Origin of the sequence: Lacticaseibacillus salsurivasis, from assembly GCF_036246225.1 — a bacterium.
Taxonomy (GTDB): Bacteria; Bacillota; Bacilli; order Lactobacillales; family Lactobacillaceae; genus Lacticaseibacillus; species Lacticaseibacillus salsurivasis.
In genome coordinates, this window is record NZ_BTTP01000029.1 from 1 (window position 1) to 9,759 (window position 9,759).

Sequence of the window (9,759 nt, forward strand, 5' to 3'; positions counted from 1 at the left end):
ATATAATGAGTTATTTGAATAGCTCGATTTGTTGTTTGCGAATTGACTTCGCTCATGTTTAATTCTCTTCGATTTACATCGAAAAGCCCTATCACATTTACGAAACTTTGTTCAGTTTTCAAAGGACCACTGTGTCCAAAAGACAACTTTAACAGTATATCTTATGGCTTTTTGCTTGTCAAATTAAAATGTCATGAAATGAATAATTATTCGTCTTCCAAGCATCTGTCGGCGAAGCAATTGCGTTTGCCGTTTTGACAACAACAAGTATCTTACCAGCTCTAGCCTGCAATCGTCAACCAAAAATCGCATAAATCTCAGGTAAATAAAAAATCCGAACAAGGGATAATTATAAACCATCCCCGTTCGGATTTCGACTGGCTGTCAAGCCATTATTTACTTGCTGGGACCTTTCCCAGCTTGATTTGACAGTCAGGGCATAAACCATAGACCTCAAGGTGGTGACCATCCACCAAAAAGCCGGTCTTTTTAGCGGCCACTGCTTCGACATCCGTCAACTGATCATAGCTGAAGTCGACAATTTTGCCGCAATTGCGACAAATCACATGGTAGTGCGGCTCTAACGCGAAATCAAAATGCGTCGCGGGGTCGCCGACATTCATTTCTTCAATCAGGTGCAGATCGGCCAGCAACTTAAGGTTGTTATACACCGTCGCGACACTCATATGAGGAAACTCCGGTGACAAGGCGGCGAAAATCATTTCCGCTGTCGGGTGCGCTTCGCTGGCAATCAAATACTTAATGATCGCGTCGCGCTGTGGCGTCACCCTAATTTTGTTCGCTCGCAAGCGAGCGATAGTTTGATGATAGACCGTTTCTTGCATTTTTCATCACCTACATTAGAATAGTTCTTCCTAAGGCTAGAATAAGCTAAACCACAACTACTTGCAAATAGGAAGTGAACCCTTAGGCCAAAAAAAGAATCTGGCGGTATGCTTACCCCAGATTCTAAGCGAATCAATTTTCAGCCAATCTTACTTATTACTACTGGAACTAGCAGTGCTGCTACTAGATGAATTGCTGGTGCTGCTACTGCTCTCACTGCTACTGGCGCTACTATCGGCATTTGCCTGCAGCTCTGGTGCATCGGTCACGTAAAGATCAAGCAACGACTTGCCATTATTCTTGGCCTGCAAGCTGGTGCCACTCTTTTGTGCCGCCTTCAGCTGCTCTTGGGCTTTCTTCAGGTTGTAACTGTAGTCCGCCTTATTCACTTTCTTAAACCCAGCCGGCGTGTAGAACCGCAGCAAGTCACCATTGATGACCCGATCCGATAAGGACAGTTCCGTTGTCACCCGGTTGGTGGCGGTGTTGATCACCTGCTTTTGCGCCTTGGTGAGGTTCTCCAGTCGCTTCCCAGAGGTGGTATTAAAGTACTCACTGCCCACCTTGGTGATGGTCGGTGTGACCCAATCGCCATTCCGGAAGGCCACGGTCTGGTCGTGCTCCGGTGAAAGCAGGTCATTGCCCATCATGACATAATTCGACGTATCAATGCCGAGCAAGTGCAGCAACGTCGGCAACACGTCGATTTCCCCACCATAAGTGTGGTCAATGCCGCCTTTCAGCCCATCCATGTGAATCATGAATGGCACCCGCTGATACATGGCGTTGTTGTAATCATTGAATCCTTCAATCCCGGTCAGTTTGGCCATGGCCTTCTTGTGGTTATCCGAAATCCCATAGTGGTCACCGTAAAAGACCACCATCGAGGTTTTATCGAGGCCGGTCTTTTGCAGCCAGCTCATAAACTCACCGATGGATTGATCCAAGTACTTGGCCGTTTGGACATAGCCATCGACCGTCTTGTCGCCAGTATCGGTTTTGCTGATGGTTTGGTTCTTCTTATCCAAAGTGTATGGGAAATGGTTCGTGACGGTGATGAGCTTCATGTAAAATGGCTGCGGCAGCTGCTGGGCATATTCCGCCGAATCCTTCATGAAGATCTTGTCTTTGATCCCATAGCCAACATCATAGTCTTTGACTTTCGGGAAATAGCTCTTGGAGAAGAAGTAATCGTAGCCCCAAGACTTGTAGGTGTTATCACGATTCCAATAACTTGGCACATCCCCATGCGCAACCGCGCTGGTGTAGCCGCCTTGCTGAGCCAAAATGGCCGGCGCCGCCTGGAAAGTGTTCGAGGTGCCGTCGATTTGCATCGCGGAGCCTTCTTGCAGGCCGAACAGCGAGGTTTCCAGCATCAGTTCGGCGTCGGAGGTCTTCCCTTGCCCTACCTGGTTGAAGAAGTTGTCGAAACTGAGGGTATTATTTTCATGATAAATCTTGTTGAGGTTCGGCGTTACTTCTTGGCCGTCCCACTTAAAATCAATCATGAACTGCTGCAACGACTCCAAGTGAATCACAAAAACGTTCTTGCCTTTGGCGGTGCCATAGTAATTCACGTTCTTGGCCACTTGATGATTTTTGACGTAAGCCAAAACGGAATCAAGATCACTGGCTTTCGCGTTGGCCTTCTCCGCCGAGGTCTGGGCGGTTTTGACGCCATCCACCACGGTATAGGCATTCAGGCCTAAGTATTTCACAATATAGTTATTATCGAACATCCGGGTCAGCAGGCCTGAGCGGTCAGAGTAAGCCATGGACAAATTCGCGCCGAACATGAACACGGCTAGCACCGTCACGCCCAAGGCAAACCGCTTTTTGATCGGCTTGATGCTGACTTTGATGACCCGGGTGGCCAGCAAGATCACCAAGATGATTACATCCAGGAACACCAGCCAGTCACTTGGCTGCATAATCCCCGCGACCCCGGTCCCCAGGTTATTGGCAATGGTGCCGGAATTGCGAATCAGCGCAAAGGTCATGAAATCCGAAAATTCGCGATAGTAAAGGACATTAGCAAACAGCCAAATTGACGTCAGCAAATCCACAATCAACATCAACACATAGGACTTGCGCCCACTGACATACAAAGCCAGCCCGAACAGCAGAATCGTGGTCGGCAGCGGGTTGAGGGCCAGCAGCAGTTGCTGCATGCCGCCTTTGACGCCCAGGTTGAATTTTGTGTTATACGCCCAATAGGTTTTCGCCCAAAACAGCGTCACGGCGAGCAGGAAAAATCCTAGCCGGGAATTGAAAAACCCCTGAATTTTACTGCCGATTTGCTTCATACTGATCCTCCACTACTAATTACACATATTAACGTCATCTAAACACAATCGTAAGTCTACACAAATGGCTTAAAAAAGACAATTTTAAGCCCCGGTTTTGACCGGGGTTTAAGCACATCTTAAAGGTAATAAAAAAGACCACACCCTCAAGGTGTAGCCTCGGCGCAGAACGTATTAGTCTTCTGAATCGTCGAGCAGATCGTAAATCTCCATTGCGGCCAGGTCGATGTCATCAAATTCAAATTGCTGATGGCTGACAACTTCTTCCAAAGTGTAAGTCTCAGTCTTCGGGTCAAAGGTGACTTCACCTTTTTCGACGCCGTCTTTTTCAAAGCGGCGGGATTGAACCTCGTCATCTGCGCCTTCTTGCATGGCTTCCAAGCGTTTGATAATCGCAACTAACTGTGAGCTTTTCATGAAGCGGCCCCTTTCTTGTTCTGTGATAGCGTACCATAGAATCCGCGTGTGTGACGATGAAATTACGCGGATGGCTCATTTTTTTCCGGCGGCAAGGTTTGCGCCATGCGCCCAGGCGTGACGCCAAGGGCCAAACCGCCCATCAGCATCCCCAGGTAATACGTCAAAAACCGCCACAGCAGCATGGTCAGCACCAGCTGCGATGCTACCGGCACGTAAGCGGCAAATAGCGTTTTAAAGCTATATTCCGCCCCGCCGGTCCCACCAGGAATGGGAAACAGCGACACAATCATCACAATCATCACATGCAAAATCATGACTTCGATCAGACTCAGATGGGCCAACCCAAAGCTGCGAAGGACGAAATACGGCACCGAATAATACAGCAGCAACTGGACAAAAGTGAGTAGTGCCGCTTTGTAGACTTTGCCGCGGTTTTGCTTGAGATGCAGGCTTTCGGCGTAAAAGCTATCGATTTTTTGATCCATGGTGTGCTGCCACTGCTGCTGACGCGCCGGTTTGACGAACACGCCGGCGAGCTTGATTAACAGCGCCACCATTTTCTTGGTGAACTTGTACTGATACATCACCAGCAGCAAGCCAACAATCACCGTGATATGAATGACGAAGGCAAACACGATCAACAGCGCCAGCGGCCCAAAGCGCGTGGCCAGTTGGTGAAAGCCAAACACCAAGGTGATGACAAAATTCAGCAGCACCATGAACTGGTACACCACGAACTTCATCAACAGCACCGAACTGGCCCGGCCAGCTTCCACCCCGGCTTGCATCAGCGCCACCAGTTGCGCCGGTTGGCCACCTGAAGCAAAAGGCGTGATGTTGTTGAACAGCTGCTCGACCAGCGGCACGCGAAACGCCGCTTTGAAGCTCAGGCGCTCGCCTTCATGCTCCACGAACATCCGCACAACAAAGCTTTCCACCACCCAAGAGCCAATCATCACCGCCAAAGCCGCTGCTAGCCACCATAAGTTCAGCGACATCAGCGTGTGCCAGACCACCTGCAGGTTCAAATTACGCATTTCAAACGCAAAAATCCCCAGCCCAAGTAGCACCATCACCGCTGCTGCAATTTTATTAGTGCGACTCATGCTGCGCCTCACCTAAAGCGGCTTGCTTAAGGTAAAAGCGATGCCACACGCGGGCCAGCCGCGCTTCCGAATATTCTGCCGCCGCCTGCTGGGCCTTTTCCGTGTACGTTTGGCGCAAGTTGGCGTCAGCTTGCAGCTGGCGCAACTTGGTATTCATGGCATCGCCGTCTTTGGCCATCACCGCATACGGTTCGATAATCTGATCATATAGCGCCAAATCGCGCACCATCACTGGCGTTTCCGTGGAGAAGGCTTCCAGCACTGACATCGGAAACAGTTCCTCGAAAGAAGGTAGCAAGAAGACATCGGCGATATTGTAGTAATCCACCATTTCTTCCCGCGGCACAATCCCAGTGAACGTCAGGTTGGCCGGTGCGTTTTCCACCTCACCTTTAAGATGATCATAGCCATTGGTGATCATGCCAAATGAAAACCCGCCCGCCCAAATGAAGGTCATCCCCGGATTGCGTTTGGCCAACCGGATAAAATCATCCACGCCTTTGCGATCTTGCACCTGGCCGGCGCCGAACACCACGAAGCGGTCCTGCGGTACCCCATGCTTTTGCCGCAACATCTGTTTTTCCTCAGCCGTGGCTGGATAGAAGGTTTCCCGCGACACAAAGTTAGGAATGTACGTCACTTTGCGCGGATCGATGCCATACGCCGCCAGCTTAGGGATAAAGTTCGGGTTCACTACCACCAAACTGTCCATCCGCTTGTAATAGGCCACCGTGTAATGGTCCAAGGTCCAGCGTGCCACGCCTGGCAGGCGCAAGCTTTGATCCAGCGTATCTGGCAGAAAGTGGACAAAGCCAATTTTACGGCCGCGGCGCTTGCTGAAGGTGGACGCATAGAATTTCGGATCAATCGTATGATAATGGCTAATTTGACTCGCAGAATAATCGTTGATCTTAACGTTGAATTCCGTCGGGAAATACTTCTTCAGTAAGGCGACCAGTTCGGTATACACCGCACCGACCCCTTGCCCTGCGACTTTATCCGCAGAGGAAAACATGTGAATGTCGAGCATAACTATCCTTTCAAGGTCGAATCGTCAAGCGCCTCATCGCGCAGCGCTTGCTCATCCTGGAAGCGGCGAGTGGCATCTTGGTACACTTTCAGCACCCGATCGCCGAACAAATCCGCAGAAATGGCACGCAGCTTCACTTCACGTGGCGCCGGATCATCGAAAGCCCCCGGATGCTTGAGATAATTGACCACTTGATGCACCAGCTCTGATTGGACGGTAAAGGTTGTGCCAATCGCCGGGTCGTCCAACAGCGAGTTGGTATATTCCCCGGCAAAGGCGACCACTTTGCGGCCCGCCGCCAGCGCCTCGATATAAGTTAAGCCTTGCGATTCCGAATCGCTGGCCGAAACAAAAATATCTGCGGCACGGTAGTAATCTGGCACTTCGCTGTGATCCACTTCGCCGATGAAGCGGACGTGATCTTGCATCTGCAGCTCACGGGTCTGTTTTTCCAAATCCTCCCGTGCTGGCCCATCGCCAACCACCAGCAGTACCACTTCTGGGCAAGCTTCCACAATGGCCGGCATGGCATCAATCACCTTGTCGATGCGTTTTTCATAAGCCACACGCGACAGTGACAGTAACACTGGCACATCAGCGAGGCCCAATTGCTCCCGCAACTTTGGATTTTTAGCCGCTTTGAACTGAGTCAAGTCGACGCCGGTCGGAATGACCGTAATGGGCTGTTTCACCCCGTAGCGCTGCAAGCTTTCTTCCGCGCGATCCGAAGGCGTAATCACCGCCGTGACATGGTACAAATACGCCCGCATAAACTGCTTCACATGGTAAGGCCGCAGCAAGTGACCATTCATAATGTAGTGCAAGTAACTTTCATACATCGTGTGATAAGTATGGACGGTCGGCACCTTGAGCTGTCGGGCCACGAATTTACCGATATACCCCATCGAGAACTCGGTTTGGGTATGGACAATATCCAAATTCAGCTCCTTGGCCACATGGTAAGCATGAAACATACCACGCACTGCCACACGCCGATCAGTGAAAGACACGAATGGCACGCTAGTAAAGCGAAACACGTTGGGCTCCACCGCGTCATCCGGCACATGGGGATCTGTCGTGGTGAAGATATAAACGGAATTGCCTTTCCGCTCTAAGTCATCTTTGAGCGTTTTGATCGAGGTCGCGACGCCACTGACCTGCGGAAAATAGGTATCCGTAAAAATGCCAATATTCATCTAACTGCCTCCAAACGCTAGCTCTTGGTTTCCAGTATACGACAACGCGGCCCCATTTCAATTTTCACGCTATCAATACTCCTATTTTAACAGAAACCTTACTGAAACCGCTCGACCTAAAGACTGAAATTTACATAACAGAACTGTCACCTCAATTTTAAACAAAAAAAGAACGGTCACTTGGACCGCTCTCCCATCAGCTCACTTCAGCCACTTACCAGTCTCCTGACCATACCGCTGCATCAGCATACTGGCGCGACCATTCATCGCCCAGCCGGTGATGGCTAGCAGAGTCAGTCCAATCCCCCATCTGATCATCATGGCATCGCCTTCTCGCGGATTATGCTGCTTTTACCTGACTCATTTTGCGCGCCACCTGTCCAAGCCTTCCTAGTGGCGTTATTATCAGCAGCATCTCGGTAATCTGCAAGTATCTTGCCTCGCTACTGCTACGATTTAAGCATAAGAGTCGGGCGTAAAGATTAAGCGACCAAGGCGTAAAAAGTTCGCGGCGATTGTGTAAAGATTAGGGTTGATTTGAGGCCGATTCACTCGCCTTGAGGCAGAGCCCGAGTTTCCAGCTCACCATCGTCAGCCTTTTGACACAAAAAAGACCCTTATTCAGGGTCATTACTACCGGCGATCGGGGTCGAACCGATACTCCATTGCTGGAACCAGATTTTGAGTCTGGCGCGTCTGCCAATTCCGCCACGCCGGCATAAAGGATATTCAATTATCTCTTGGCAACTATCCAAGAAAGGCGGTGATCGGATTTGAACCGACGCATATAGGTTTTGCAGACCTTTGCCTTACCACTTGGCTACACCGCCAGGAGTGCTTTTTACAGCAATTGGGGTAGCTGGATTCGAACCAGCGCATGACGGAGTCAAAGTCCGTTGCCTTACCACTTGGCTATACCCCAGTAAAGGGCGGTATGTGGGAATCGAACCCACGTATGCTGGATCCACAAACCAGTGTGTTAACCACTTCACCAATACCGCCATACCATTAAAAGCAGGGATAGTAGGAATTGAACCCACACTGACGGTTTTGGAGACCGTAGTTCTACCTTTAAACTATATCCCTATAAATGGAGGATCTAGGATTCGAACCTAGGAACCCGAAGGAACGGATTTACAGTCCGTCGCGTTTAGCCTCTTCGCTAATCCTCCATAAAATGGCGCGGGACGGAATCGAACCGCCGACACATGGAGCTTCAATCCATTGCTCTACCAACTGAGCTACCGAGCCATTAACGGTTCCAACGAGACTCGAACTCGTGATCTCCTGCGTGACAGGCAGGCGTCCTAACCAACTAGACCATGGAACCAACAATATTCAATTGTAATTGCGGGAGCTGGATTTGAACCAACGACCTCCGGGTTATGAGCCCGACGAGCTACCAGACTGCTCTATCCCGCGATAATGTGAAAAGGAGAATGAGGGATTCGAACCCTCGCGTGGTTTGACCCACCTAACGGTTTTCAAGACCGTCCCCTTCAGCCACTTGGGTAATTCTCCATAGCCTTATCGCTACTGACCCGTACGGGATTTGAACCCATGTTACCGCCGTGAAAGGGCGGTGTCTTAACCACTTGACCAACGGGCCATACATACGGAGAAGGAGGGATTTGAACCCTCGCGCCAGTTTCCCGACCTACACCCTTAGCAGGGGCGCCTCTTCAGCCACTTGAGTACTTCTCCATATTAAATGTTCAATTGTTGCAGCAAGCTTTTGCCGCAATGGGCCTAAATGGACTTGAACCATCGACCTCACGCTTATCAGGCGTGCGCTCTAACCAGCTGAGCTATAGGCCCAAATTATCGATCCAGCGGGTGACGAGAATCGAACTCGCGACAACAGCTTGGAAGGCTGTGGTTTTACCACTAAACTACACCCGCATGCCGTCACAATGGCGCGGGACAGAATCGAACTGCCGACACATGGAGCTTCAATCCATTGCTCTACCAACTGAGCTACCGAGCCGACACCGGTTCCAACGAGACTCGAACTCGTGATCTCCTGCGTGACAGGCAGGCGTCCTAACCAACTAGACCATGGAACCAATTGCGGGAGCTGGATTTGAACCAACGACCTCCGGGTTATGAGCCCGACGAGCTACCAGACTGCTCTATCCCGCGATAACGGTATGTTTATTAAATTAATGGGCCTGAGGCAAATGCCCCATGGACCTTGTAGGACTCGAACCTACGACCGAACGGTTATGAGCCGTCTGCTCTAACCAACTGAGCTAAAGGTCCAGGTCGATCGCGGCGGGGGGGATCGAACCCTCGACCTCCCGGGTATGAACCGGACGCTCTAGCCAGCTGAGCTACACCGCGAAATAAATCGTAGGCATCACTGCCCAATCGGGAAAACAGGATTCGAACCTGCGACCCCCTGGTCCCAAACCAGGTGCTCTACCAAGCTGAGCTATTTCCCGATAATGCACCCAGTAGGAGTCGAACCTACAACCTTCTGATTCGTAGTCAGACACTCTATCCAATTGCGCTATGGGTGCATATTTAGATGTTGTTGCATCGCTGCAACAAGCGGAAGACGGGATTCGAACCCGCGACCTCCACCATGGCAAGGTGGCGTTCTACCACTGAACTACTTCCGCATAGAACTGGATGAACCTCCCGGTTCAATGGAGGATACAGGGCTCGAACCTGTGACCCTCTGCTTGTAAGGCAGACGCTCTCCCAACTGAGCTAATCCTCCATAAAAGCGCGGCAGCTTCCTACCCTCGCAGGCAGTCACCCACCAACTACTCTCGGCGTAGAGAAGCTTAACTTCTGTGTTCGGCATGGGAACAGGTGTATCCTTCTCGCTATCGCCACCGCACTTCATA

General features: G+C 50.6%; 6 protein-coding genes, 23 tRNA genes and 1 rRNA gene. All 30 read right to left on the reverse strand.

The genetic code is table 11. From position 1 onward, the window contains the following. Positions 1-392: 392 nt before the first annotated feature. Positions 393-845: a Fur family transcriptional regulator gene (locus tag AAA927_RS12420; protein ID WP_204119879.1), complete on the reverse strand. Its 453-nt coding sequence runs from the start codon at positions 843-845 to the stop codon at positions 393-395. A 150-nt stretch (positions 846-995) separates the two neighbouring features. Beyond that, a complete protein-coding gene (locus tag AAA927_RS12425; protein ID WP_338218115.1) occupies positions 996-3,152 on the reverse strand; it encodes an LTA synthase family protein in 2,157 nt (718 codons plus the stop codon). A 174-nt stretch (positions 3,153-3,326) separates the two neighbouring features. After that, positions 3,327-3,569 carry a YkuJ family protein gene (locus tag AAA927_RS12430; protein ID WP_125583002.1) on the reverse strand — a complete coding sequence of 81 codons (243 nt, stop codon included), beginning with the start codon at positions 3,567-3,569 and terminating at the stop codon, positions 3,327-3,329. 62 nt (positions 3,570-3,631) lie between these two features. Continuing rightward, a complete protein-coding gene (locus AAA927_RS12435; RefSeq protein ID WP_338218116.1) occupies positions 3,632-4,678 on the reverse strand; it encodes a lysylphosphatidylglycerol synthase transmembrane domain-containing protein in 1,047 nt (348 codons plus the stop codon). Next, the gene (locus AAA927_RS12440; RefSeq protein WP_338218117.1) at positions 4,665-5,708 is read right to left on the reverse strand and encodes a glycosyltransferase family 4 protein; all 1,044 of its coding nucleotides are present in this window, start codon (positions 5,706-5,708) and stop codon (positions 4,665-4,667) included. Before AAA927_RS12440 ends, AAA927_RS12435 begins: the two co-directional genes overlap by 14 nt. Positions 5,709-5,710: 2 nt before the next feature. Continuing rightward, on the reverse strand, positions 5,711-6,904 hold the full coding sequence (locus tag AAA927_RS12445; RefSeq protein WP_338218118.1) for a glycosyltransferase family 4 protein: 1,194 nt from the start codon (positions 6,902-6,904) through the stop codon (positions 5,711-5,713). Positions 6,905-7,538: 634 nt separating this feature from the next. Further along, positions 7,539-7,622 (reverse strand) — tRNA-Leu (locus tag AAA927_RS12450). A gap of 40 nt (positions 7,623-7,662) precedes the next feature. After that, positions 7,663-7,734: transfer RNA gene (locus tag AAA927_RS12455), tRNA-Cys, on the reverse strand. Between the two features lie 20 nt (positions 7,735-7,754). Continuing rightward, positions 7,755-7,826: transfer RNA gene (locus tag AAA927_RS12460), tRNA-Gln, on the reverse strand. A 6-nt stretch (positions 7,827-7,832) separates the two neighbouring features. Next, positions 7,833-7,905 (reverse strand) — tRNA-His (locus AAA927_RS12465). Positions 7,906-7,919: 14 nt separating this feature from the next. After that, positions 7,920-7,990 (reverse strand) — tRNA-Trp (locus AAA927_RS12470). Positions 7,991-7,995: 5 nt separating this feature from the next. After that, positions 7,996-8,076: transfer RNA gene (locus tag AAA927_RS12475), tRNA-Tyr, on the reverse strand. Between the two features lie 6 nt (positions 8,077-8,082). Further along, a tRNA-Phe gene (locus AAA927_RS12480) sits at positions 8,083-8,155 on the reverse strand. 5 nt (positions 8,156-8,160) lie between these two features. Then, positions 8,161-8,234 (reverse strand) — tRNA-Asp (locus AAA927_RS12485). A gap of 18 nt (positions 8,235-8,252) precedes the next feature. Continuing rightward, positions 8,253-8,326 (reverse strand) — tRNA-Met (locus AAA927_RS12490). 11 nt (positions 8,327-8,337) lie between these two features. After that, positions 8,338-8,425: transfer RNA gene (locus AAA927_RS12495), tRNA-Ser, on the reverse strand. A gap of 16 nt (positions 8,426-8,441) precedes the next feature. Beyond that, a tRNA-Glu gene (locus AAA927_RS12500) sits at positions 8,442-8,513 on the reverse strand. 7 nt (positions 8,514-8,520) lie between these two features. Further along, positions 8,521-8,608 (reverse strand) — tRNA-Ser (locus tag AAA927_RS12505). Positions 8,609-8,648: 40 nt separating this feature from the next. Continuing rightward, positions 8,649-8,722, reverse strand: a tRNA-Ile gene (locus tag AAA927_RS12510). Positions 8,723-8,735: 13 nt separating this feature from the next. Then, positions 8,736-8,806: transfer RNA gene (locus AAA927_RS12515), tRNA-Gly, on the reverse strand. A gap of 12 nt (positions 8,807-8,818) precedes the next feature. Beyond that, positions 8,819-8,891, reverse strand: a tRNA-Phe gene (locus AAA927_RS12520). 5 nt (positions 8,892-8,896) lie between these two features. After that, positions 8,897-8,970 (reverse strand) — tRNA-Asp (locus tag AAA927_RS12525). Positions 8,971-8,972: 2 nt separating this feature from the next. Beyond that, positions 8,973-9,046: transfer RNA gene (locus AAA927_RS12530), tRNA-Met, on the reverse strand. A 46-nt stretch (positions 9,047-9,092) separates the two neighbouring features. Then, positions 9,093-9,166, reverse strand: a tRNA-Ile gene (locus tag AAA927_RS12535). 7 nt (positions 9,167-9,173) lie between these two features. Continuing rightward, positions 9,174-9,247, reverse strand: a tRNA-Met gene (locus tag AAA927_RS12540). Positions 9,248-9,274: 27 nt separating this feature from the next. After that, positions 9,275-9,348: transfer RNA gene (locus AAA927_RS12545), tRNA-Pro, on the reverse strand. Positions 9,349-9,352: 4 nt separating this feature from the next. Further along, a tRNA-Arg gene (locus AAA927_RS12550) sits at positions 9,353-9,426 on the reverse strand. Between the two features lie 30 nt (positions 9,427-9,456). After that, positions 9,457-9,528, reverse strand: a tRNA-Gly gene (locus AAA927_RS12555). Between the two features lie 28 nt (positions 9,529-9,556). Continuing rightward, positions 9,557-9,629: transfer RNA gene (locus AAA927_RS12560), tRNA-Val, on the reverse strand. Between the two features lie 6 nt (positions 9,630-9,635). Further along, positions 9,636-9,752: ribosomal RNA gene (rrf, locus tag AAA927_RS12565) — 5S ribosomal RNA — on the reverse strand. Positions 9,753-9,759 lie beyond the last annotated feature (7 nt).

What these genes read in the sequence shown, in the direction of transcription:
- AAA927_RS12420 (WP_204119879.1), bottom strand. Translation starts at nt 845, where the DNA reads ATGCAAGAAACGGTCTATCATCAAACTATCGCTCGCTTGCGAGCGAAC.
- AAA927_RS12425 (WP_338218115.1), bottom strand. Translation starts at nt 3,152, where the DNA reads ATGAAGCAAATCGGCAGTAAAATTCAGGGGTTTTTCAATTCCCGGCTA.
- AAA927_RS12430 (WP_125583002.1), bottom strand. Translation starts at nt 3,569, where the DNA reads ATGAAAAGCTCACAGTTAGTTGCGATTATCAAACGCTTGGAAGCCATG.
- AAA927_RS12435 (WP_338218116.1), bottom strand. Translation starts at nt 4,678, where the DNA reads ATGAGTCGCACTAATAAAATTGCAGCAGCGGTGATGGTGCTACTTGGG.
- AAA927_RS12440 (WP_338218117.1), bottom strand. Translation starts at nt 5,708, where the DNA reads ATGCTCGACATTCACATGTTTTCCTCTGCGGATAAAGTCGCAGGGCAA.
- AAA927_RS12445 (WP_338218118.1), bottom strand. Translation starts at nt 6,904, where the DNA reads ATGAATATTGGCATTTTTACGGATACCTATTTTCCGCAGGTCAGTGGC.